25 protein-coding genes and 1 pseudogene are annotated in these 22,780 nt (G+C 66.3%); 17 read left to right on the forward strand and 9 right to left on the reverse strand.

The window, feature by feature from the left end; genetic code table 11:
- Window positions 1-215: 215 nt before the first annotated feature.
- On the reverse strand, window positions 216-455 hold the full coding sequence (locus OH804_RS19095; RefSeq protein WP_196921847.1) for a hypothetical protein: 240 nt from the start codon (window positions 453-455) through the stop codon (window positions 216-218).
- Between the two features lie 207 nt (window positions 456-662).
- Here OH804_RS19095 and OH804_RS19100 point away from each other — a divergent pair, with 207 nt between their 5' ends.
- From OH804_RS19100 to OH804_RS19115, 4 genes are all read left to right on the forward strand, one after another.
- The gene (locus tag OH804_RS19100) at window positions 663-1,160 is read left to right on the forward strand and encodes a hypothetical protein (RefSeq protein WP_406058561.1); all 498 of its coding nucleotides are present in this window, start codon (window positions 663-665) and stop codon (window positions 1,158-1,160) included.
- Between the two features lie 169 nt (window positions 1,161-1,329).
- Entirely contained in the window at window positions 1,330-1,863 is a 534-nt protein-coding gene (locus OH804_RS19105; protein ID WP_406058563.1) for a hypothetical protein, read from the forward strand.
- 1,393 nt (window positions 1,864-3,256) lie between these two features.
- Window positions 3,257-3,382, forward strand: a complete 126-nt coding sequence (locus OH804_RS19110; protein ID WP_372432974.1) for a hypothetical protein — start codon at window positions 3,257-3,259, stop codon at window positions 3,380-3,382.
- A 359-nt stretch (window positions 3,383-3,741) separates the two neighbouring features.
- Window positions 3,742-3,990 (forward strand): hypothetical protein, encoded by a 249-nt coding sequence (locus tag OH804_RS19115; RefSeq protein ID WP_406058565.1) that lies wholly within the window; start codon window positions 3,742-3,744, stop codon window positions 3,988-3,990.
- Between the two features lie 95 nt (window positions 3,991-4,085).
- Here OH804_RS19115 and OH804_RS19120 read toward each other — a convergent pair whose 3' ends face one another.
- Complete coding sequence (locus OH804_RS19120) at window positions 4,086-4,706, reverse strand: HAD-IA family hydrolase (protein ID WP_406058567.1); 621 nt, start codon at window positions 4,704-4,706, stop codon at window positions 4,086-4,088.
- A 954-nt stretch (window positions 4,707-5,660) separates the two neighbouring features.
- Here OH804_RS19120 and OH804_RS19125 point away from each other — a divergent pair.
- On the forward strand, window positions 5,661-6,149 hold the full coding sequence (locus OH804_RS19125) for a hypothetical protein (protein WP_406058569.1): 489 nt from the start codon (window positions 5,661-5,663) through the stop codon (window positions 6,147-6,149).
- Window positions 6,150-6,367: 218 nt separating this feature from the next.
- On the opposite strand, the gene OH804_RS19130 is transcribed toward OH804_RS19125, so the two are convergent.
- Complete coding sequence (locus OH804_RS19130) at window positions 6,368-6,763, reverse strand: CPCC family cysteine-rich protein (RefSeq protein WP_406058571.1); 396 nt, start codon at window positions 6,761-6,763, stop codon at window positions 6,368-6,370.
- A gap of 289 nt (window positions 6,764-7,052) precedes the next feature.
- Between OH804_RS19130 and OH804_RS19135 the strand changes: the two genes are divergently transcribed.
- The 3 genes from OH804_RS19135 (at window position 7,053) to OH804_RS19145 (ending at window position 9,718) form a co-directional block, all read left to right on the forward strand.
- The gene (locus OH804_RS19135; RefSeq protein WP_406058573.1) at window positions 7,053-7,601 is read left to right on the forward strand and encodes an aspartyl/asparaginyl beta-hydroxylase domain-containing protein; all 549 of its coding nucleotides are present in this window, start codon (window positions 7,053-7,055) and stop codon (window positions 7,599-7,601) included.
- 111 nt (window positions 7,602-7,712) lie between these two features.
- Complete coding sequence (locus OH804_RS19140) at window positions 7,713-9,086, forward strand: serine hydrolase domain-containing protein (RefSeq protein ID WP_406058575.1); 1,374 nt, start codon at window positions 7,713-7,715, stop codon at window positions 9,084-9,086.
- Window positions 9,087-9,307: 221 nt separating this feature from the next.
- Window positions 9,308-9,718 carry a hypothetical protein gene (locus tag OH804_RS19145; RefSeq protein WP_196921840.1) on the forward strand — a complete coding sequence of 137 codons (411 nt, stop codon included), beginning with the start codon at window positions 9,308-9,310 and terminating at the stop codon, window positions 9,716-9,718.
- 372 nt (window positions 9,719-10,090) lie between these two features.
- On the opposite strand, the gene OH804_RS19150 is transcribed toward OH804_RS19145, so the two are convergent.
- Together OH804_RS19150 and OH804_RS19155 are read right to left on the reverse strand one after the other, a co-directional pair.
- Window positions 10,091-10,264, reverse strand: coding sequence for a hypothetical protein (locus tag OH804_RS19150; RefSeq protein WP_196921839.1), 174 nt, complete (start codon window positions 10,262-10,264; stop codon window positions 10,091-10,093).
- Window positions 10,265-10,947: 683 nt separating this feature from the next.
- Window positions 10,948-11,121 carry a hypothetical protein gene (locus OH804_RS19155; protein WP_167362340.1) on the reverse strand — a complete coding sequence of 58 codons (174 nt, stop codon included), beginning with the start codon at window positions 11,119-11,121 and terminating at the stop codon, window positions 10,948-10,950.
- A gap of 630 nt (window positions 11,122-11,751) precedes the next feature.
- Between OH804_RS19155 and OH804_RS19160 the strand changes: the two genes are divergently transcribed.
- Window positions 11,752-11,991, forward strand: coding sequence for a GntR family transcriptional regulator (locus tag OH804_RS19160; RefSeq protein WP_357833235.1), 240 nt, complete (start codon window positions 11,752-11,754; stop codon window positions 11,989-11,991).
- A 229-nt stretch (window positions 11,992-12,220) separates the two neighbouring features.
- Complete coding sequence (locus tag OH804_RS19165; RefSeq protein WP_406058578.1) at window positions 12,221-12,592, forward strand: hypothetical protein; 372 nt, start codon at window positions 12,221-12,223, stop codon at window positions 12,590-12,592.
- Window positions 12,593-12,795: 203 nt separating this feature from the next.
- Here the strand turns inward: OH804_RS19165 and OH804_RS19170 are convergent, their stop codons facing one another.
- Window positions 12,796-13,347 (reverse strand): hypothetical protein, encoded by a 552-nt coding sequence (locus OH804_RS19170; RefSeq protein ID WP_406058580.1) that lies wholly within the window; start codon window positions 13,345-13,347, stop codon window positions 12,796-12,798.
- 390 nt (window positions 13,348-13,737) lie between these two features.
- Between OH804_RS19170 and OH804_RS19175 the strand changes: the two genes are divergently transcribed.
- Window positions 13,738-14,079, forward strand: coding sequence for a hypothetical protein (locus OH804_RS19175; RefSeq protein ID WP_406058582.1), 342 nt, complete (start codon window positions 13,738-13,740; stop codon window positions 14,077-14,079).
- Window positions 14,080-14,361: 282 nt separating this feature from the next.
- Here the strand turns inward: OH804_RS19175 and OH804_RS19180 are convergent, their stop codons facing one another.
- Entirely contained in the window at window positions 14,362-14,796 is a 435-nt protein-coding gene (locus tag OH804_RS19180; protein ID WP_406058584.1) for a hypothetical protein, read from the reverse strand.
- A 197-nt stretch (window positions 14,797-14,993) separates the two neighbouring features.
- Here OH804_RS19180 and OH804_RS19185 point away from each other — a divergent pair, with 197 nt between their 5' ends.
- Complete coding sequence (locus tag OH804_RS19185; protein ID WP_406058586.1) at window positions 14,994-15,563, forward strand: hypothetical protein; 570 nt, start codon at window positions 14,994-14,996, stop codon at window positions 15,561-15,563.
- 773 nt (window positions 15,564-16,336) lie between these two features.
- On the opposite strand, the gene OH804_RS19190 is transcribed toward OH804_RS19185, so the two are convergent.
- Window positions 16,337-16,933 carry a hypothetical protein gene (locus tag OH804_RS19190; protein ID WP_406058588.1) on the reverse strand — a complete coding sequence of 199 codons (597 nt, stop codon included), beginning with the start codon at window positions 16,931-16,933 and terminating at the stop codon, window positions 16,337-16,339.
- A 605-nt stretch (window positions 16,934-17,538) separates the two neighbouring features.
- On the opposite strand from OH804_RS19190, the gene OH804_RS19195 reads away from it, so the two are divergent.
- The gene (locus tag OH804_RS19195; protein WP_406058589.1) at window positions 17,539-17,856 is read left to right on the forward strand and encodes a hypothetical protein; all 318 of its coding nucleotides are present in this window, start codon (window positions 17,539-17,541) and stop codon (window positions 17,854-17,856) included.
- Window positions 17,857-18,400: 544 nt separating this feature from the next.
- Window positions 18,401-19,747 carry a replication initiator gene (locus OH804_RS19200; protein ID WP_406058591.1) on the forward strand — a complete coding sequence of 449 codons (1,347 nt, stop codon included), beginning with the start codon at window positions 18,401-18,403 and terminating at the stop codon, window positions 19,745-19,747.
- Between the two features lie 19 nt (window positions 19,748-19,766).
- Here OH804_RS19200 and OH804_RS19205 read toward each other — a convergent pair whose 3' ends face one another.
- Entirely contained in the window at window positions 19,767-20,915 is a 1,149-nt protein-coding gene (locus OH804_RS19205; protein WP_406058593.1) for a DDE-type integrase/transposase/recombinase, read from the reverse strand.
- A 109-nt stretch (window positions 20,916-21,024) separates the two neighbouring features.
- On the opposite strand from OH804_RS19205, the pseudogene OH804_RS19210 reads away from it, so the two are divergent.
- The 3 genes and pseudogenes from OH804_RS19210 to OH804_RS19220 all read left to right on the forward strand — a co-directional run.
- Window positions 21,025-21,300: pseudogene (locus tag OH804_RS19210) on the forward strand (replication initiator); the annotation flags it as partial.
- Window positions 21,297-21,494, forward strand: coding sequence for an excisionase family DNA-binding protein (locus tag OH804_RS19215; RefSeq protein WP_089001262.1), 198 nt, complete (start codon window positions 21,297-21,299; stop codon window positions 21,492-21,494). The pseudogene OH804_RS19210 and the gene OH804_RS19215, both read left to right, overlap by 4 nt.
- The gene (locus OH804_RS19220; protein ID WP_406058596.1) at window positions 21,494-22,714 is read left to right on the forward strand and encodes a tyrosine-type recombinase/integrase; all 1,221 of its coding nucleotides are present in this window, start codon (window positions 21,494-21,496) and stop codon (window positions 22,712-22,714) included. The genes OH804_RS19215 and OH804_RS19220 overlap by 1 nt, the downstream gene beginning before the upstream one ends.
- The last annotated feature ends 66 nt before the right edge of the window (window positions 22,715-22,780 follow it).

A 22,780-nucleotide genomic window follows, 5' to 3' on the forward strand; every position in this document is an offset into this window, starting at 1 on the left:
GAATCCCGCAACCAGGCAAAAGCATCCGGCGAGACGTCTACCTCGTCACGGTCAGCCGCCTCAACCACGACAGACACGTCCGCCGCGTGCCCAATCCCGGTAATCACCTGCCGAAGGCGAAACTCTCCCTGCACCGCCAGAGGATACCGGCACCGGCTTTCTGTCCCGAATGGATATCAGCCGATGATCAACTGGGTGAGTGGTCGGTAATCCACTCACAAGCCGCTCAGACGGCTTTGCTTCCTCACCTCTGCCGCGCAACTGAGCAAGGCCCTGGCCACCGCCTCGGCCCGGTCTGCCGACAACCACAACGAGCCGTGTGGCACATCGTCATCAGGACCGGTGAACCCGTCCGTCAGAGTCTCTGCTGGCACCTCGACGTCGAGCCGAACGAAATGGCGGCCTCTGCTGTAGTCGACGAAGGCATCCAGATACCGGTCATCATCGAACGTCACCGCTGCATGCTGCCACGGCACCGGCCCGCCTCACCCCTCCTCCGCGACTCCTTCGTCCCGACAGGTCAATGAGGAGACCCCACCCAGGCGGGATACTCAGCTCTGCCTGCGCGAACAGGCGCCCACTATCCGTGGTCGTCCGCCACCGCACGCTCCGGTCGTCACGCAGTTCGTCACTCACCACGTAGAGCGGGCCTCACTGCGGGGGTGGTCGGGCTGATCGAGTTCTGCCATTCTGGCCCGGTGAAGCCCAACCTCGAGAGGATCCCGGGGAAGCAGGACCGGCTGGCAGAGGCGATTCTGGCCCGCGCGCCGCAACGCATGGATCAAGGATTCGTCATTTCCCTCGACCCCTCTGCTTCACTCGCCCTGGGCCGGTACGGCGTCCGTCTCACCACACTGGCGCTGAGGCAAGACTCTCCCGGCCTGCTACGCCGTTCATTGCTTGCAACAGGGCTCGCCGGATGTTTGGAACCCGACGATGTCCGGGACCTCATGACGGGTTTGGCATTGCCGTGGGTCGTGGCACAGCAGCTTGGCGCGTCCCCGGCCACGGTGTTCGCCGCCGTCGCCGACAGCCTTCCGGACGGCCCGGTCGCCAAACTGTTCAAGTCCTTCGGTGCCCGGACAGACATCACGTTGGAAGCCTTTGGCTGGGAACTGGTCGCAACCGCCAGCGGCCCAGACTTCCGCCCGCTGTACTGACCACAAGTGGCACCCGAGGGCTTCAAACCCGGCTCTGCCACTCGTCATTCTTGCCCGTCGGCTGGCTTGGCTGTACGGCCACGCTCTCTACGATCAAGGTGTGTGGATAGACCGGATCGTCGAAGTGACCGGATGGCGCCAGGGTACTGAGGGTCCCGGCTGGGAGCAGGTGGAAGCCGAGCTCGGCGTTGCGCTGCCGGCCGATTTCAAGGAGTTGAGTCGACGGTTCGTGCCGGGGGCGTTCTCGGGCTACCTCAGCCTGCTGCGGCCGACGGACGACCACTTCGAAACGCCGTTGCTGTCGATGTGGCACGGTGGTCGTCAGGTGGCGGGTCAGGATGAGTCGGGCGCCCAGATCTTCGAGCCGTACGGGATTTACGGGCCGGACGCGGAGCCAGGGCTGCTTCAGTGGGCTACCGACATCAGCGAGGGCGACCACTTCTGGCTGGTGGACCGCTCGGCGGAGCCGGATCGGTGGCCCGTGGTCTCCCGCAGGGAGGCCGGCGAGTCGTGGCACCAGTTCGACATGTCGACGGCGGAGTTCGTCTACCGGATGATCGCGGATCCCGAGTTCAAGCCGTTTACGGTGGCCAACCCTCCGCGGCTGCCGTTCTACCTGCCGCACTGGGCGCCATACCCGCCCAGCGTTGAGGAGTGGGAGGCTCTCAGCAACCCGAACCGCGAGGGCCGAACACGTTGGTAGCTGGCATGGCAGCCGGAGAACCCACCTGCTGACGCGCTTCCTGGCTCGGTTCGGCCGGCACCCTTGCTCCACCTCGCTGCTGTACCGCTGACGACAACTCTGCCTCCCTGGTCCATCCGAGGAGCCGGCGGTGTAGCACGCCGGCCGGGGTCCACGGCATGTCCTCGGTCGCCTGAACGAGGTAGGACCCGAGGTAGAGAGCCAGCGACACGGGAGCATCCGCATACTCCGCCCGCAGCTCGCGCTTCCAGTCAGGCAGGGCCAGGGCAGGCCGCAGCCACCGCAGCTCCAGATCGGCATGACCGGACCGTGGACGGTCGCCGCACACCCGCCAGGGAGCGGGCGGTGATCGCCCGCGCCTGCCGGCTGGTTGCCCATTCCACCTGCCAGCACGGGTACGGCGTGAGCCGTGCCCACCACGCTCGGCAACCGCGGCACATGCCGTCCGACCCTCGGACGTGCACACCAGTCGGGAGGCAGGGCTCCGGCAAAGTCCGGCCACTAGACTCCGCGCATGCAGCATTGCCGACCTTCCTCTGCCAAACGCACAGCGATCGGGGCATTACTGCTGGTCTTGGCCGTATCCGGCTGCAACTCCAAGGCGGAATCGTCCGCCGATGCCACGTGGTCGAGCCCTGACACCGCCGCTACCGCGACCGTCTCCCGCGCTACTTCCCCCTCAAGTCCCCGTGACGCCGAACCTTCCGCATCTTCCTCCCCCACCGCGGACGAGTCACGGGAGGCCGAAGCGGCACAGGAGCCCAAAGCGGCACAGAGGACGGAGGCGCCGAGCGGGGGCGGCACCAAGTACACGGCGTGTGCCGACGGCGACTGCAAAGTGTCCTTCTCCGGTTCGGTCGAATTCCCACTCGGCAAATGGACGGTGTCGTCCTCCGTGGAGAATGGCGGTGTCAGGGTGCGACTGACCGACGCCAATGGCAGGGGCGGCGGTGGCGGCTTCATGGCAGGCCCCGGGTGCACTGTGGCGATACGCGCCGACGGCGGCGGGCGAGTCGGATGCGACCAACCCGGAGCCAAGCCCAAACCGGGAGGGTGGGTCGTACACCTGCTGGAACTGGACGGGGACACCGCGGTCATCCGAGCGATCCTGGGCTGACTGTGAGGATCGCTGTCGCAGCCTGATTGTGCTGGGCTGTGGTCTGGTGGCCGTGCGACTACCCGATTTGCGCCGCTGCTCCTCGACCAGCCGAAACGCTTCGCCACCGAGACCGTCTACGCCATCACCGATCTCCGCGTCCACCAGGCAAAACCGGCACAACCGGCCAGCTGGATCCGCGGGCATTGGTCAATCGAGAACAAAATCCACTGGGTACGCGACGTCACCTACGACGAAGACCGCAGCCAGATCCGCACCGGCACCGGACCCGAGGTCATGGCCGCGTTACGCAACGCCGCGATCGGTGCCCTGCGCCTGACCGGAGCCACCAACATCGCCGCCGCCAACCGACATCACGCCCGCGACAGCACCCGCCCGCTGGCACTGCTCGGCATCACCTGACGACTTTGCCGGGGGCCCTGAGTCGGGAGGGCCCGCGAATTCACTGGGTCGTGTTCGCCTCAAAAAGTCCGCCCGCTCCGCGAAGAGGTCGATCGCCTGCTGGAGGCTGCACGCGTCAGTCTCACGTATAGCCTTGATCGCCACGATGTTTCGCCGTTGCACAATGAGTTCGTCAATCGGCTGCCAAGCATCCACCTGGTCATCCTGCCTGAGGATTGCCAGCTTGGTCGACTCGCCCGGAAGCGGGCATGCACCGCGCTCCGACCCAACCGGGGTATCGGCCGGCCCGGGTTTCAGGAGCCTCCGGGGCGGCGGAACGATCAAGGCTGTGGGAGCCTGTCGCGGTGTCCCGTGCGCGCATGCTGACGGTCCTCGGGGTCATTCTTATGTTGGCCTCCTGTCTGCTTCCCTGCCTTACGTTCTGGAACGGAATCACCCTGCCTGATCAGGACCCGACACCCGAGGCCATCCAGCAGGAGAACGCGGACGCCCTGGCCTTCGAGCAGAGGTTTCAGTTCGCAGCATGGATCGCCGGCGCTCTGGCGACCCTTGGTCTGGCTGCCTTCATCTATGCACGGAAACTCCAGCGGAGGGCTGGCAGAGCCTGACGCCTTCGCCCCGAAGAACCACCTACGTTCATTGACCTGTCGTCACCTAGTTCGTCACTCGTCCCACAAGTTGTCGCAGCAGCAAACCAGGCCGCTCAGGCTGGCAAGGACTTGATCGCCCGGGCTAGCTCGTTGAGATTTTCGATCACGACGTCTGCGGTCATCAGCGATTCAGGGGCGTGGGTACCGGCAAGAGCTACGACAGCGGCCCCTGCGGCTTTGCCTGCGGCGACTCCGGCAGGGGAATCCTCGACGACAACACACGACATTGCGTCAACGCCCAATTGACTCGCCGCTAGCAGGTATCCCTCCGGGTGTGGCTTCCCTTGGCTCACGTCATCGGCGGCCACGAAGACGGTCGGGATTTTTAGTCCAGCACCACGCATCCGTGCGGTCATGAGCGCTCGGGATCCGGAGGTGACGACGGCCCATCGGCCCTCGGTAACGCTGTTCAGGACAGAAGCGGCCCCGCGGATAGGCTCCACAAGGTCGGCCTGGAGAAGCTCAAGGTCAGCTATTTCCCTCACGACCGACGCTACAAGATCGGGCGAAAAGAATTCTGGGACGACATCTTCGTCACGCCGGCCGTGGCAGACCTTCAAGATGGGGTCGGCATCGACCCCGAAGCGGGTTGCAACTTCCCGCCAGATGGTGGTGACCACCTGAGTCGAGTCCACCAACGTCCCGTCGATATCGAAGAGGACAGGCCGATCCATACTGATTCACCCAGCTCTCGGCTTTCTGCGGTACCTCCCGATTCACGACCCTACCGGCCTTGTTTGGCCAGGAGTGGCCAAGTTTTGCCGCCGTCGCACCGCCTTGCGTGACGGCGGCCGCGAGCGGCGGCGCACCACGGGCAGACCGCCGCCTCCGGCAACGCCGGCCCGAGGGGTCGCGGAGGCTCCGAGATCAAGGGCGGCCCCGCAGGGCCGTCGCGTAGCGAACCGAAGCACCCTTGAGGTCGGAGGGGCGGCCGCGCATCCTCACCACGGCCGGGCGGTGACTCGCCCCACTGCAGGGCGGTGCGACGGCCGCCGCGCCCCGGCCGACTGCCGGCCCACGGGCATCAACCACACTCGGCGCTACTGTGCGCGGCGGCCCCCTTGGGCTTCCGCTCTCCGCGCCAGCCGCCGGGCGTGTTGCGTGGCCGGGAGTCGGAGCACCAGCGGAGCGGCGGACGCGTGCCCAGGCGGCTACGCTTGCGGCCCGTCTCGGCCCGCCTTGAAGAGGTACAGAAAGTCCTCCCACACCGCGGGCAGCGGCAGTGTCGGGCTCCACTTGATGCGTGACACATCGGCTTCACTTGACGCGTGACGGGGTTGCCGTGCGATGGAATGCCGCTGTTACACGGAGTTACTACTCAGCCGGACGCCGGGGCGGACTGACAGTCCCTCAGGGGCGCGCGGTCAGCGGCAGATCCGCGCACCTGACCTTGGTCGGGTGCAGCAGGCTCAGACGTACATCGCTTGTCAGAGGACGCTCGTAATTCTTTGAGTGGTCCTGTCGTCGCCTGATGGTGTGGGGTGCGGGCGGAATCCAACGATGTCCGCCTATTCCGAGGACGGAGTATTGTTCGACAACGTCGTGGTCCAGAACAGCCCGGATTGGCGGCCGACATGCTGAGGGTCGAAGAGCTGGAGGCCGTGCTTCCGTCGATGACACGGTGGCGTGTGCCTGAGGGGCGCAGCGTGGACTGGGCCGCCCTCGAGGCGGAACTCGGGACGGCGCTGCCCTCGGACTTCCGCGCTCTGGCGGAGGCGTACCCGGTGCTGGTCATCGATGACTTCCTCATGGTGTCCGTTCCGACGCCCGGCGCCGAGGCGTTGTGGGCGTCCGCGTCCAGGGAGGACGAGATCCTTCAGGATCTGCACGAGATGGGCGACACTGAGGACTACGTGCCGTTCCCGCAGCCGGGAGGCCTGATCAGCTGGGCGGCGTCCTATTCGGGGGACACCTTCTACTGGAGGACGAGCCCCCGGGACCCGGACGCATGGCAGGTGGTCGTCCGCGGAGACAACGGCGACTGGTCGGAATTTCCCGTCGGCGCTGTCGAGTTCCTGGCCGGAGTGTACCGGCGCACCATCGACGTCGGGGGCATGCCCGGGGACTTCCCGAGTGACGACCCGAAGGTGCTGGGCCTGAGCGACCGCATCGACTGATCGGCCCTCTCCGGCCGCCCCGCGTTCACAGCGGGTAGTCAACGAGCCAGGGCCTCGTGTCACACATCAAGTGAAGCCAGGACGTAACCCATCAAGCGGAGTACGACACGCGGGCAGCGGCAGTGCCCGGTCGCATGACCTGCCTGACAAACCGCTATCAGGATCTGCGTTACACGCGGCGAGAGGGTGGAAGCGGCCGGCTAAGCGGTCCAAGCACGTCAACCTGTTTCGGGCGCCGATCGGTGGTGTCTGCGCTTCCAACGGGCTTGTCGCTCGGCATAGGCACTCCGCGCATCCGCCAGACTGACCGGCCGTTCGGCATAGGCACGACGTGCCTCCGTCAAACTGAGCGAACCGTTGGGACCGCCTCGCACGGTGTCAGCGTCTTCGTCATCCTGCCCGTCGTCTTCCCAGCCACAGGCGAAGCAGATCTGGAACTGACCTCGCCCCTCAAGCGTCGGATGCCGGCAGCATGGACACGCGTACGTTCCGCTACCCGCTTCAACCACCACAGATCGCAGGGTCAACGCCTCGACGTACTGATCAAGCCACCTAGCGCGGCTCGCGAGTTCCTCTGCAGACGGTCCCTCCTGCTTACCGGCCTGCTCGTCCATCCCCTGCGCCTCTCGTGGTCGATCCACTTCAAGTATCGGACTCAACACCGGAAGGCCCTACCTCAGGGAGGTGGTGCCACCGCCTTCGCTGACGATGACCGTCCGCAGCTCTGCCGACACGAACCGCTTGAGGCACACCAAGATCGTCCAGCCACGTCCCGAGACGATCTGTTAGGACGTGCTGAGACCCAAAGCGCCGGGCAGCCGGCCACCCCGCCTTCATCCGGCTTGGCTCCAGGGAGCGGCGTCGTAGCCCACACCACACGACGTTCGTGCATCATGGTTTCCCATGTTCGTGAACCAGCGGCAGTTCCCCTTCCTGGCCGACCTTCGGTCACGGTGGGCTGCCATTCGGGATGAATGCCTTGCTCTCCCGCTTGAGACCTACCAGCCGTGGGTCCAGCGCGAGATGTACGGCCAGGGCTGGAGTGTCTATGGACTTGTCGCCTTCGGGGAGCGGATCGAGGAGGCGCTTGAGGCATGCCCGAACACTGCCTCCGCGTTGACGAAGGTCCCTCACCTGACGACCGCTGGGTTTTCTCGGATGGCTCCTGGCACCCACATCAAGCCACATCAGGGATGGGTTACCACCGTTTACCGCGCGCATCTAGGACTCGTCGTGCCACAGGACTGCGCGCTGCGAGTGGGCAACGAGACTCGACAGTGGCGCGAGGGTGAAACCTTCGTCTTCGACGACACCGTCACGCATGAGGCGTGGAACTACGGCACCAGTGACCGCGTTGTGCTCCTGTTCGACTTCGTCCGTCCCGGCTCCGAGCACATGCCGCAGGATGAACTGCCGGCCTCAGTGGCCGGCTTCGTACGGCGCAGCGGATGAGCCAGACCACACCATCACTGGCCGCCCTCACGGACGCCACGCCTCATCAGCGGCAGATCCACACGCGTCAGATCGTTACGAGGCAGTGCGGGCACCGGTAGGTTTGCCCGCATGTCACCGATCCCGACGCCGCTGCTACCCGAAACCCGACGTGCGCTGGTCCACCGGCTGGCCACTGGTCAGGTAGCGGGTCGGGCGCCTTCGGTCGTCGCTGCCGTGGTGCGTGATGGCCGTCCTGTGTGGATGGACGGGTGGGGAACGGTGGACGGCAGGGTGCCGGATGGCAACCTCCAATACCGGATCGGCTCGATCACCAAGACTTTCCTCGCGGTGCTGGTACTGCGCCTGCGCGACGAGGGGCGACTCGCGCTTACCGACCCGCTGGCAGACCATCTCCCCGGCACGGCGGCGGGCCAGGCCACGGTCGGTGCGCTGCTGGCGCACACCGCTGGGCTGATCGCTGAGGCGCCCGGCCCGTGGTGGGAACGAACCCCAGGCACGCTACGACCCGACCTGGCCGACGTGCTGGGCAGCGATCCGCAGATCCATCCGCCTGGACAGCGCCACCACTACTCCAACCCCGGCTATGCACTGCTCGGCGCCCTGGTGCAACGGGTTCGGGGCCAGGCGTGGGGCGAGGTGCTACGACGCGAGGTGCTGGAGCCGCTCGCGATGACCCGCACCACCCTGCTGCCGGTCGCGCCGCATGCCACGGGCTGGGCAGTGCATCCCTGGGCCGACGTGCTTCTAGCGGAGCCCGCCGTGGACACCGCTCTGATGGCGCCCGCCGGACAGCTGTGGTCGACCGCAACGGACCTGGCCAGGTTCGCCGCGTTCCTCATCGACGGCGACGACCGGGTGCTCCATCCGGACACCGTCGCGCAGATGCGCAACCCGGCGAGCCCACCGGAGGCGACGGACTCAGACAGCGGCTACGGGCTCGGCATGCAGCTGCTGCACCGCGACGGCCGACTATTGTCCGGGCACACCGGCTCGATGCCGGGCTTCGTCGCAACCGTGTGGGTCAGCCCCGATGACGCTCTGGGCGCGGTCGTGATGGGAAACGTGACCGCCGGCCTGTCCGCCGGTACGCTCGCCGCCGATCTCCTGCAGACGGTCGCCGAGCGGGAGCCGCGGATCCCGGCGCCGTGGCGACCACTGCCCTCAATTGACTCACAGCTACTGGATCTCGCCGGCCCGTGGTACTGGGGGCCGGCCCCTTATGTGCTGCGCCCGCAAGCTGGTGGCGTCCTGGAGTTGACCCCGCTGTCCGGCGGGCGCGGCACCCGGCTACGCCCCACCGACGACGGCGGCTGGGAGGGAATCAACGGCTACTTCGCCGGCGAACGGCTGCAGGTGCGACGCGACGCCGCTGGCGCCGTCAGCCACCTCGATCTTGGCACCTTCATCTTCACCCGGCAGCCCTACGACCGCGCGGCGCCAGTGCCCGGCGGTATCGACCCGGCCGGTTGGCGAGCCGGCTGATCTCACGAACGCACCGATCTCGCCATGTGCGTACATGAGGTCCTCGCCAAACGCGTACGGAGAGTGACGGAGGTTTGTGCCTCTCAGCGAGCAACGGTCGGCTGCAGATCCGGCTGTGACCGCTGTGAAACAGGACGCAATACCGACTCTGACCCGCCTCGGCCATCACCGGCCCTCTTCTCGAATGGCGCGCCTTATCACGGCATGACAGGCTGTTCGACATGGGCGCTGCCGACGATCGTCCCCACCTGACGTTAAAGGTCAGCAACGGCCTGCTCCTCGTGCGGGATGGTGCCGGGACCTGGCTGATCCAGGGCGCTGCCGACGGGTTGGTCTACCCGGCCGTGGACCGGCTGGTGTGGCTGTTGCCACTGCTGGAGCGCACCCCGAGCGAGGTCAGGGCGGCATTTTCTGACGTGCCTGTTGCCGACACGCCGCTTCCCGCTCTCGTGCGGTTCGCGCTCACCGCTTGGGGGGAGCACTGGCCGAACCTGGCACTCGATTGGTTGGACGCCGGATGGCCCACCCGGGATCTGCTGGACGTACTGGCCGACATGAAGGACTCGCGCGAACTCTCCCAGCCCCTTCGCTACCGAGCACTTCGCCTCTGGCGCGCCTCGGCACATGCCTGACGGCCTGACAAGCCCGCATCTCGGAGCCGCCCCGACCGACGCCGACCCTGTGTCGAACTGAACGCCGAGTACTCACGGTGGGGCCGGCAGCCATGGAGGCGGCAGCGGCGGTGAGTACTCCGCGGCCGATGAGGATTCTGATCGCCGACGGCTCACCCTGGCGAACCCGCTACTACCACCAGTGGACTATGTCGATGCCGCACGCTTCGTGCGGGGGCGTTGATGTCGGACAGTTCGTCTGGGGTGAGGGCGCGGCGGGGTGCCGGGTAGCCGTCGGCGTATGCGGATCCGGCGGGCGGCGCCCGACGTGTCGAGCGCCGTCGGCGGCGGCGTCGGCGGTCGGGCTTGTGTCGCGCTCGTTCGCGGAGGGATCTATGCCGGCTCGCGTACGCCGCCGGCGTTGCCACCATCGTCCGGCATCGGTTCAGCTGGGGCTTCGGGCAGTTCGTCCGCCGCGCCCGGCAGAAGGAGGCCCGCGTCGTCGGGCACCGGTTCGCGCGGGTCGATGGGCGGATATTGTTCGGGGTCGAGTTCCGGTCCAGTCATCAGGCGAGTATCCGTCGTCTCCCGGACCGCCGCTCGTCGGGCCCGCGAGCTGGGCGGCCTACCCCTCGTCTTAGGGGACTGGCGGCACTGGTTCGTTGGCTGCCTGCCACCTCGGACACTGCCCGTCGGCGCCGGCCAGAGCCCACTCGCCCCGATGACCACGGCGGCGCGGGTCGCGCCATGAGGCCGACCGCCGGTTCGGTCGCCGCTCCGGCTGTCGCGAAAAGGACCGGAAGAAACCGTCGTCGGTCGGGAGGGACAGGGCCTGCCGTTCGACCAGAAGACTGGCGCTTGACCAGTGTGATCCCGGCCGCGCCGACGCGCAGCGAGCCGCCCGTGTTTGACACCCTCGGATTCGCCGAAGAGGTCAGCACCGAGAATGCGCTGTTCACGGCGTCGCGAGTGGGATCGCTGTCTCAGTTAACGGGACCAGCTACTGGTCCGGCACAGCGGGAGTGCCCGACCGGACATCGATGTATAGAGGACCTGTCAGTGTGACGACCAGCGACCCGCGACCGCGGACCACAAGCAATGCAAGGAGCACCGAGCCCTGACCACTTCGGTGTGAACTCTCGGCAGCGTGATCGGATCGGGCTTGATGCGAGGTCAGACGGGCTGTTGGCGTGCCTCTCGGCTCGGTCCGGCTGGCACAGTTGCTGTACTTCGCTGCTGTACTGCTGGCGTCACACGAGGCGCTGGATGCGGACCTTCGGGCGCTCGTTCCTGAGGTGGCCGTGCTTGTGCTGGCGGACCTGCTCGTCCCAGACCTCCTGGTCGTAGTCCGGGTCCGGTGGGATCCACTTGTGCGAGCCGTCGCTGTAGTGGAACTTTTCGTCGCCCGGCCGCAGGATGCTCATCGGGTCCAGCCGAGGAATCGGTGATGCAGGTGGCCGGCGGGAACGTGGGCCAGATCCTGGGTGGCGTCGACGAGATGGGCGGCCAGGTACAGGGCGAGTGACACCGGGGCTCGATCGTACTCGGCTCGCAGCTCTCGGCGCCGGCTCTGGCAAGGCCACTCCCCCGCACAGCCGCCGCACGTCCAGGCTGGCTTGACCGGGTGGTGAGTGGTCACTGCGGGCCGTCCTGGCTGGGCCAGTGACCGCGGTTGATCGGGATGCGGTGGAGGCTTCGGCATGGCAGCTCACCTCCGCAGCGGCAGATGCGCCGCCAGTACCGCCAGGACCAGACGGGCCGGTGACGGCGAGCGAGAGTCAGTGCCACCGCCAGCACGTACTCGTCGTACGAAACTCGCTTCACCGGCTCGCCTCGCCCGCCCGCGCCCGGGTCTGCCCTGCCGTCGTCGAAGGGAGCACGACCGTCTCCTTGTGCCAGAGCAATCTGGAGGCGTGGATGCCCGAACGCGGGGGACGCGCCGAACATCCACGCCGGCGAGGACGGCCCACAGCGCCAACCGAGGGAATCGACCTCCTCGGCAACCTCCCACAGGTACCGTTGGGTAGTCAAGGGCTGACGTAGGTGGTCTACTCGTGTTGCCAACCGAGGAGAACCACGTGCCGCCGCGTTACCGCTACGAGCAGATTGCCGACGACCTCGCCGAACGCATCGCGTCAGGCGAGTTCCAGCCGGGCTCCAAGCTGCCCAGTCGGCGCGAGTTGATCGAGCACTACGGGGTCACCGAGCCGGTGATCGACCGGGCCATGCAGGTACTACGGATCAAAGGGATGACTGAAACGCTTCCCGGCGTTGGCGTCTTCGTGACGGAGTAGGCGCAGGGCCAACCTTGCTTTCGACCCATACCCTGCCCCCGTGCACCAGGTGACAGACCCGCCTAACATCACCGACTGGCTACAGGGATGGGGAACGGTTGCAGGGGCAGCGGTCTCGGCTCTCGCCGCAGCAGCCGCTCTCGGCCTCCTCTGGCATGAGATCCGAGCCAGACGCAGCGAGTCGAGAGACCGAGAGGCTGCCCAGGCTCGATTGATTACAGTCCGGGCAATGCCGGCTCGAATCGTGAACAACTTGATCCGAGAAATAGTAGTCACGATCAAAAACCACAGCACCGCACCGGTTTTCGAGATTGAGTTCGGGGCAACCAGAGCCGGCGAGGAAGATGCTTGCGGTGTACTCCGCGATGAGCTAGCTGCGGGGGAAGAAGCTACGCTGCGCTGGAAGCTGGCCAACGTCCTGCCACATGACGGTGAAACCTATCCTGCGGCCTACTTCGACACCTATGCAACCTTTACTGATGCTACCGGGCTTCGATGGAACAGGCACGGACGCGAACAGCCGCAACGCCTCATCACCGACCCTCCAATTCCTTGGTGGCGAAAAAGTCGAACAATGAGGAAATTCAGCCACAAGCGCTAGTCCGGTTCACTTGGCGTTGTATTGATCAACGGTGAGGGCATAGTCGATCAACCCGGACAAGATGCCGTCTGAGCTGTGCATTCATCGGTCATCGCTGGTCAACGTTCGTTGCTCTTGGTTCACCTCTGACGGCCTGGATACGGCCTGATCTTGGGAATCGCCCGCGACATCGGGATGGACTACGACGGCGCGTTGCCCATCGTCTAGACACGAGGATGTCGTGACCTGGTGGGGGCGCTGCGGTGCCTTGCTGCGGCTCGCATGGACTCGATGAGCGTAGAGCCCGGGTAATAACGGCGGTCGGAGTACAGATGCCGGTAGTAGCAGGCCCAGTAGCTCGCCACTCGCTGACGCGTGACGGCGAGGAAGGACGGGTTGGCGGCGAGAACCTGTCCATAGACAGTGTGCTGCGGGGTCGTGGGGTCGTCGAGCTCGACGAGTTCACGGCGGATGTCGAGCAGGATCTCTAGGACGTACTCCCCGACGAGCCGGACCACGAATGGGACCACCCATGGCTCGTTCAGCGTCAGAACGTGCTTAAGCCGTCGCTGCCGTACTCGACCGTCGTGGTGACGCGTGTAGAGGCAGTTGAGAATCGCGAGCTGGGTCGGCGGCAGGCTGGTCTCCGCACCGGCTGGAGGTTCGGCCTGGTAGATGCGGTACGGGATGACCAGTGGCTGCTCATCGACGGTTACACCGAACGGCAGGGCCGGCTTCAAGGGTGCCGACGGCAGGAGCTTCAAGACGGTCTGCACGTCCCGCTGAAGATGGGCCGGGAAGGCAGCCGCCAGTGACGGCCCGGTAGGGGTCCTCGGCGCTGGGCTTTGCACGGTCGGACGGTACAGCCTTCCAGCCCTCGGGACTGTCCCACAGCGGGATGGACCCTCCCCGAAGGCAAAGCGGCGACCGGCCGATGTCAGCCGGCCTACCGGGCGCTCAGCGGACGCGATGGCGTTCGACTCCTTGACCCCCAGGCAACCGACACGATCTCGTGAGCTGGCATGGGACGAGCGCTGAGCAGTGAATACCGTCCGACATCATCCCCGCACGTCCGTGTGTGTCCGTCGCGGTCGTCACCCAGTTAGTCACTCAGTCCGCGCTCCCCCATGCACAAAGCCAGGTCCCAATGCAGCACCATGGACGTCATGGATCAGGAAACTGCGCGCCAGCGGTGGCACCAGGAGCACGTGGCATCCTGGCTCCAGCTCATCGCCACCCTCCGGAGTGAGGGCTGGGAGGCGCATCTGACGTGCGCGGCAGCTCCAGTGCAGGTGGAAGGCTCTCTGCCGTACGGTGAGCGCTTCTACTTCCGCGCCCGCCACAGCGAAGTGTCGCTGGGCATCGGAGGCCACGACCCCGCCGACATCCCCGAGTGGGATGAGACCGAATCGCACACGGAAGCCAGCTGGCTACCAGCAGCCGAGGGCGAGACCACGATCAGACGGCTTGCTTTCCGCTACGCAAAGCAGCGCAATCCGACTCAGTGAGCACCGTCAGTTTGGAAGGTGTGTCGGCCCGTTCCGTGAGCAGGCCACGACGCTGGTGGCTGCGGCTTGCATCTAGCAGTCAGGCCCCTTGCTGACCCCTGTTGACTGGGCGGTCGGGCACGCAGCGGGCACGAGGGCAGGTTCGTCCCGAAAGAACGATCAGCGGTCAAGGAGCTGGCCGGACATGCTGGTTGACCTGTCGGAGCAGTCCGCCAGCGTCCACCGACGTCCATCCTTGCTCGCATCCGTCGTCACCCAGTTGGTCACCCGGTTGCATGTGGCTCAGGCGTCCCCGTCTGCGGCTGCCCTCAGCACCAATTGCATATCCTTGATGGCCTTGCCCAGCTCCACCGCAGCGGGGTTGTCCGGATCAAGCCACCTGTGGTGTTCGTTCTCGTTGACGTCGCCTTCGAACCACTCCCAGCGGATGCGCTCCATGGCCCGAACTAGAGCGGCCCAGCTCTCGCCCACTTGAGGCGAGGCGTACAACTTCACTCGCGCTGTCAAGCGATCGGGATGCTGAAGGTCTGGCACCTCGACTGGGCTGTCGCTGTACTCGTCAGTCGTGGCCTCCAAGGTGGATTGCTCACCCTGCGTGTACTCGGCCAGGTCCACGTAAAGGGCAGCCCGACGTTCGCGCTGTCGCGCCAGGCGCTCACGATCGTGGCGCTCCTGGTCCAGCTCGCGCTCTCGTTCCCAGCGGCGATCCTCGCGCATCCTGGTGGCCCGTTGAGTGATCCCCGTGCCGGCTAGGGCTCCCAGGATGCCGAGAGCGCCGGAGGCGAGAGGTACCCAGAGAGCTACTTCGGTCGCGGCCACCCGGCAATACTTCCGTAGCTCGGGGCCGCTGTCATGCCCGCGTGCGTCGTGTGGCGTCTGGCAGACGCTTGCGCCACCTGGTTAGCGTCGACGCCGTGCTGTTGACTGTGCGACCCCTCGCAGCGGATTGGCAGGCTTTTGCCGACCAAGCGACCGTTCTCGGTGTCGTGGTGGCTCTAGCGGTTGGCATCGCCACCACGATCGTGATGATCCGCCAAGAGAAGGTCACCAGGGACGGGCAGAAGCTTCAGCGAGAGCAGGCTGAGGCGACCGCGGCTCGTACAGAGGCGGCAGCGGCCTTGGCGGAGGAGTACACCAGCCGGGTCGTGGAAGCTCTGGAAACGATGGCAGCGAACAGCAAGGGGGCTGTCACGAACAGCCAGGCGGCGGCTGTCCGATGGACCCTCGTGCATCAGCATCGCTCCCGATATCTGCTGACCAACGTTGGCAACGCAGGGGCCAGGAACGTCCGCATCTCGGCGCACGAGTCCTTGCCTCTGCTTGGCCTAAATGAAGCTCCGAAGGAGGTAGGGCCACATGAGGCGATTCCATTTCTTGCGGCGCGCACCTTCGGGACCAAGGACAGCACGATTACGGTGACCTGGACCGATCCCAAGGCGGGCGAGGATCGAACTTGGAAGTATCCCCTACCTCCTGAATCCTAACCATCTGTCCGGAGGGGCAATGAACCCAGAAGTCGTAAGCCTGCTTACCGCAGCAATTGGCGGCCTAATGGGTGGTGCCTTTGTTCTTGCCGGCCAGGTGGTCCAGAGCCGAACCGCTAGGCGGGCCGAGATGCGAACAAGGTCCGAAGATGCGGCAATGTCGGCACTCACTGCAAGCGTTGAAATCTCTGATGTATACAGCCGCGAAGGGGCCGAGTCGACTGATGGGTATTTGACTCGTTCCGCAGCGATAGAGATTGACAACAAGAAGTCGATTCTTGGTGCGCAAGCGCTCCTAATTCGAAGTCCGGAACTACGGGACCGAATCAAGCTCGGCTTGGCTGTGATGTCCTGGCCCGATGCAATCCATCAAAAACTGGGAGGGAACCTCCACCCACTCTTCACGGGGTCAAGGACGAGCAGTTACGTTATCGAACAAATCGCTGCTTACCTCCGTAGCGAACCACTCCCGGCGGTGCCAAGCTACATTCGCGAGTGGGAAGAAGCTCAAGACAAAAGGTCACGCGAGGGACGCGGCACCTGGATTCGCTATGACCATGCGCGCGAGGATCGCGCGCAAGCGTAGATCGCGAGATAACACGCGCACCTGACGCCACACGATGGCCCTATCCCCGCGACCCCCTTGACCCCCAGGAAACCAGCAATGTCACGTGAGCTGCTGCCCTTGGCCTGGGAAACCCGGTCCGCCATCGTCCGTGCTCGTCCGCTAGCGTCCGCACCCGATCGCCACTTAGTTAGTCAATCAGTTGCCTCTAACTTTCTTTCGGATTAGGTCCAATTTTTCCACCTAGCGGCATCGACATCAAGCCGCGATCCGAACGCATTAGTTCAACGGCCTTCCTGGCAAACAATTTGTACGCGTCATGCAGTTCGTATGCGAGGGTAGAATTATTCTCACCTTCGGCCACCTTAGTGCAAAAGCTGTACATCGAATTGCAACAGTTACGCGCGGCGTCACGAACAGGATCAGAAGCGGCAAGCTCCAGTTCGGCCATGATCTCCACAGCCTCGTCATGCGCCTTGACCAGAGCGCTACTGTCAGGCCGCTCCTGTTTAGCCTCGATCGCCTTCCTATACAGCACAGCCTGCCGCCCCCAATTCCAGAGCGCTCGCATGAATCGGGTGTACATCTCCTCGCGCGACTCACGATGACGAAGTTCGTCCTCGCGTTGCCATTGCGCTGCCCGGTCCTCCCGCTCACGCAGCCATCGCTCTTGCTCGCGCTCGCGTTCTAGAACCCATCGGCGCTCGTCCCGGCGGGTTGTCAGGATCTGAGTCGAAAGTGCAGCACCGAGGGTACTGATCACGCCAAGTGCTGCGACTACAAGAACCGGCCAGACGGAAGTCATGGAGGGAGTATCGAGGATCGTTCCCACAAAGAGGAGCACCCAACCGCCATCCCGTCTGCCGCCGACCCGCCCTCATGGGGAGCGGGCTGCCGCCCGGTCCGCCACGCCAAGACGGCCTTGACGCACGGTCGGACGCTGGCGGGCCGGGTGGTGGTCTGCTCGGCTCGCCCGGGTCGCCGGCCGGCGGGGTGGCCCTGCGCAACCACCCACGGATCGCAACGCGCCGACGGACCCCCGATCATCTCGGAGTCGTTGCGCCCCCGCCGGAGGCGCGGTAACCCCGACCCGCCCCGCCGCCGCGATCCGCCGCGCGGACCCGGCGTGCCCTTCCCTGCGCCGCGCCGATCGGACGCGGCCCGGCCGGCTGCCGGCCCACCAACCCCAACCACCCTCGCCGCCACCGTCTACGGCGGCCCCCGGGCTTTCCGCCCTCCGCGCCAGCAGCCGGGCGTTCTGCGTGGCCGGAGTCGGAGCGCCAGCGGAGCGACGGACATGCGCCCAGGCGGCGGCGCGTGCGGCCCGTCTCGGGCCGCCTTGATCGATGTAAGGAAAGTTCTCCCACTCGACCAGCGGCCAGTCAGGCCCCGCCCTGAAAGGATGACGCCATGGACCGCTTCGAGGGCCGGTGCTGGCTGGACTGGTGGGCGAACTCATCCACCCTGCTTGGCAGCGTCGAGGTGGCCGTCGTGATTGCCGCCGCCATCGCCGGCTGGGAGGCCGACGGCCGCTTGCTCAGTGACAGCGAAGAGGACCGCGAAGCGTTTGCGTTCCTGTGCGACCTCGATCCCGTCTTCACGCTGCGATTCGAAGACGGGAGCACTGTCACCGTCACCGTGCATCCCACCGATGGGCATCGCCGCTTCAGTCTCACCGAGTACAACGGTCCGGCACAGCGATTGGTCGACAATCGCATTGCCCTGTAGGCAGCGCCCAACCGAGCCTGCAACCGCGTTGGTTCGACAGCAGTTTCACGGCGGGTTGACGTGTCGGTAGCCGGTGCTACTCTGACGCTCGTCGAGCACGCCAGTGCAGCCTTCCTGCCGGATCGCTGGCCTCGACTTCGGAGATGCCGAGCGGCCTTCCTGCCGCTGATGCGGGTCCCGTCCCGCCGGCTCCCGATCGCACCGGCCACCGCGCCGGTCCTCCGAATCCACTTATTGGCCCAGCACGGCTTCACTGCCGTCCACGATGGCCCGGATTCGCACACCTACACGGGTGGGGGCAGCCTGCGGCAACCGCCTGATGCCGACATCCCAGGCTCCCACCCGTGCCGGCCTTCGTCACCAGCTCGACGAGCGTGAGAGGACACGACAATCGGCGGGACGTGGCACCACCACGAACCCGCCCTCCGGCGTCAGCCGCCCTCCCGGCGGTGCCAGGAGACACGACGAACACCACCAGCGGACCAACGTCCACGGCTGGTGGTGCTTCGTCTCCCGTCCCTGCCACCCCCCTGAGGAGAAGACCGTGTCCACCCCGCTCACCCTTTACAAGCCCGGCCCCGCCGTTGGCCGGAACGCCCAAGCCCTGCACCGCGCCGCCACCCCGGAGTTCTCCGGCTGGCTTGAGCACACCGCCGCTGCCGGCGGCTGTGCCCGGCCAATCCGCCTCACCGGCACCATCGCGGCCGTCGAGACGACCACGGGCCGCATCACCGGCCAACTCCGGACCGATGAGTTGCCCGACCAGGCGCTCTACAAGGCGTGCGGCAACCGACGCGAATCGCAATGCCGAGACTGCGCCTGGGTCTACGCTGGCGACGCTTACCAGGTCGTCCGCTGCGGCCTGACCGGCGGCAAGGGTGTACCTGACTCGGTCGGCCGGCACCCGGTCGTCTTCGCCACCTTCACCGCCCCGTCCTTCGGCGCGGTCCACCACCGGCACGTCGCCCGCCACACCTGCGCCACCCGGCAGCGCTGCGACTGCCGGCCCACTCCCTGCCGCGCCCGAAGTGCCGCCGGCACCTGCCAGCACGGGCAGCCCGCGGCGTGCTTCGCCCGCCACGATGCCGACGATCCGCGGCTCGGGCAGCCGTTGTGCCTGGACTGCTACGACCACGACCACCAGGCCGTCTGGAACTACTTCTCCGGCGAACTATGGCGGCGCACCAAACAGGCCATCGAACGTCACCTCGCCGCACTGTGCCGACGTCGCGGCATTCCCTTCGTCCAGGTCGTCACCGATTCCGGCAAGGTGCGCCGGGTGCCGCCGGTGCGGGTGTCGCACGGCAAGGTCGCCGAGATGCAGAGAAGGGCGGCCGTGCACTTCCACGTCCTGCTGCGCCTCGACGGTGTCGACCCTGACTCGCATGCTCTCGTTCCGCCGCCGGCCCGCCTCACCCTGGACGACCTGGACGCGGCAGTTCATGCCGCTGCCCGGCAGATCGTCGTCACCACACCTCCGCACCCCGACCGGCCGCAGGGCTGGGTGGTGGCCTGGGGCGAGCAGCTCGACGTGCGACGGATCAACATTGCCGACGGCGAGTTGACCGACGGCAAGGTGGCCGCCTACCTGGCCAAGTACGCCACCAAGGCCACCGAATCCACCGGGCGCTCCTTCACCCGGCTCACCCCGGCCACCATTGACGACTACGCCGATCCGGAAGGCGACCACCTCGCCCGCCTCATCGACGCGTGCTGGCACCTCGGCAGGCCCACCGACACCGACACGGCCAGCGGCGCCACAACGGCCGACGGCCGTCAAGACAGCCTTGACACGGAACCGAACGCCTACGCCGGACTTCGCCGCTGGGCGCACATGCTCGGCTTCGGCGTGTGCTGTCCCGAGTCATGTGTCAAGGGGAAGTCCCGATAGATGTGTCAGGTGTTGTTGATCAGGCTGCTCGGGTGAGGCTGATGTAGGTCCGGTCGGGGGTGAGGTGGAAGTGGCCGAGGGGTTGGCCGTCTTGGTGGTAGATGGTGATCCGGCTCTGGTCGCGGATGGCGGTGATGGTGGCGCCGGCGTGGGTGGTGCCGACGCTGGTGCGGTGTCCGGCGACGGTGATGGCGCCGGTGCTGCCCACGAGGCAGCGGTGCAGGGTGGCGTCGGTTTGCATCGGTAGGCTGGCCGGCCCGCCGAGGCTGGGCGCGTGTGTCCATGCCTGGGCGGGGGTGGCGCGTCGCGGCAGGGCGCTGTGGCGTCGTTGGGTGTTGTAGTAGCGGCGGTAGACGTCGAGGAGGTTCTGCAGTTCCGCGCGGGTTGCGGGGGCGGGGTGGGTGCTCAACCATTTTTTGAGGGTTTGGTGGTGGCGTTCGACCTTGCCGCAGGTCTGCGGATGGTAGGGGCTGGAGTTGATCGGCCGGACATTGTGGTCCAGGAGGCACTGGACGAACGTGGAGATCGATCCGGGCCGGGTCAATCGGCTGGTGAACGCGGTCCCGTTGTCGGACAACACGATCGCCGGGGTGCCGTACTCGTCGAATGCCTGCCTGATCGCGGTGACCGCGCCTTCGGCGGTCTCCGCGCTCGTTGCGTGACAGCCGACGAGGGTTCGGGTGCAGTCGTCCAGGACGTCGAAGACCGCGGCGAGGCTGCCGTCGGCGAGCCGGACGTTCGTGGCGTCAATTTGGTAGCAGTCGCGGGGCCGGGCGTAGACGAACCGCCGAAACGAGCTGCGCGGCCGTTTCGCCGGGTTCCGTTCGAGCAGGTCATGCCGGGCCAGGACCCGGTTGATCGTCGATCGCGACGGCACCCGCCACGGCGCACCGGTAGCGGCGTGCACCTCGATCAGCGCGTCGCGAATGAAGTCAGCCCCGTTATCCACGCCGAGTTCGACGCGCAGCTTGCAGATCCAGGCGTCCAACTCCGGTGGCGTCGTCCGCGGACTGCTACGCGGCCGCCGGGACCGCTCATGCCACTCGCCCTCATCCCTGATCCGTGCCTGATGCCGGTAAACGGTACGGACCGAAACCCCATGCTCACGCGCGAACTCGGCGGCGTTGATCCGCACCCCAGCAGCCAACTGGGCATCGAGCAGATTCATGACACGCCGCCGAGAAGCCATACCCGGCACCATGGACCAGCACACCCAAGGCCCCTGCCAAGTGACACATGTATCGAGACTTCAACACTGACAGATGTCATGGGACTGAATACTCGGCTTCGGCGGCCACTTCCTCACCAAGGCCCGCCGCTACTCCGTCACCTTCGGCGTGCTCCGCGACACCCGCGCCACCTACCGCCGCGAAGAGAACGACGACACCCCCGGCACCGTCATCATCGGCACCCTCACCTACGCCGGCTCCGGATGGCTCACCGAAGGCGACGCACTCCTGGCCAACACCGCCGCCGCGCAGCGCCGCGAGGCCAGACGCATCGGCCGGGAAGAACTCGCCCACGAAGCCTGGCTCACCGGGGCCGCCGCATGAACCACGACCTCCGCCCCCGCTGGTACTCCCCTGCCGAGGTCGCTGTCCTGCTCGGCTTCGGCATCTCCAAAGTCAAGATGAAGATCGCTACCGGCGAGCTGCGCTCCATCAAGGACGGCAAGTACCGCCGCATCCTCCCCGAATGGGTCGACGACTACATCCGCGAGCAGGTCGAGCGCCAGGAGGCCGCCTGATGCCCGCCCGCACACGCGCCAACGGCGAAGGCTCCATCTTCCCCTACCGCAACGGCTTCGCCGCCTACGTCTGGGTCACCAAACCGGACGGCAGACGCACCCGGAAGTACGTCTACGGCAAGACCCGCGAAGCAGTGCACGACAAGTGGATCAAGTTGCACCAGCAGGCCAAGGCCGGGCCGGTGGCGACCACCGTCCCGACGGTCGACAGCTTCCTCACCTACTGGCTCAACGAAATCATCCAACCGAACCGCGCGCCCCTGACCTACGCCACCTACGAGACATTCGTTCGCCGCTACATCTCCCCCGGCCTCGGCGGCAAGCGACTGGACCGGCTCCAGCCGCGGGACGTGCAGACCTGGATCAACCAGGTGGCCCGCACATGCCAGTGCTGCGCCCAGGGCAAGGACGCCGCCCGCCTCAAGCAGAAGCGGCGCTGCTGCGCCGTCGGTCGCTGCTGCCACGCGGTTCCCTCGACGCGCACGGTCAGCGATATTCGGGCCGCACTGCGGGCTGCCCTCACTTACGCCCAGGCCGAAGACCTCATCACCAAGAACCCGGCCGTGGCGGTCACCCTGGCCACCGTCCGCCGTCGACGAGGCAAGTCGTGGTCGAGCGACGAGGCGCGCACGTTCCTCGAATCGGCCCGCGCCGATGATGACCCGCTCTACGCCGCCTACGCCCTGGTCCTCGTGACCGGCCTGCGCAAGGGCGAGGCGCTGGGACTGACGTGGGAGGACGTCGACCTCGACGCTGGGGAGCTGACCATCGGTCGCCAGCTGCAACGCGTGCGTGGGCAGCTCCTGCACCGCGACACCAAGACTCAGGCATCCGACGCCATGCTGCCTCTGCCTGACATCTGCCTAACCGCTCTCAAGCTCAGACAACAGCAACGCGATGAGGCTGAAGCAGCTGCCGGCAAGGCGTGGCACGAGACCGGGCTCGTATTCACCACCCGCTACGGCACACCCATCGAGCCGCGCAACTTCCAACGGTCGTGGCAGGCGAGGTGCGAGAAGACCAACGTCAGGCCAATCACCGTCCACGACGCCCGTCGCACCTGCGCCACGCTGCTCGCTGACCTCGACGTCCACCCCAGAGTCGCCATGCAGGTGCTGAGGCACGCCCGCTTCTCCGTGACGATGGAGATCTACACGCAGGTATCAAACAAGGCGACCAGAGACGCCCTCAAACGCCTTGGCGATTCACTCGACCACTGACGCCGTTGCTGTACTTAGCTGCTGTACGACAGCAGAAAGGCCACCTCCCGTTTCCGGGAAGTGGCC

This window comes from Micromonospora sp. NBC_00860 (assembly GCF_045207375.1).
In the GTDB taxonomy this organism is placed as follows: Bacteria; Actinomycetota; Actinomycetes; order Mycobacteriales; family Micromonosporaceae; genus Micromonospora; species Micromonospora vinacea.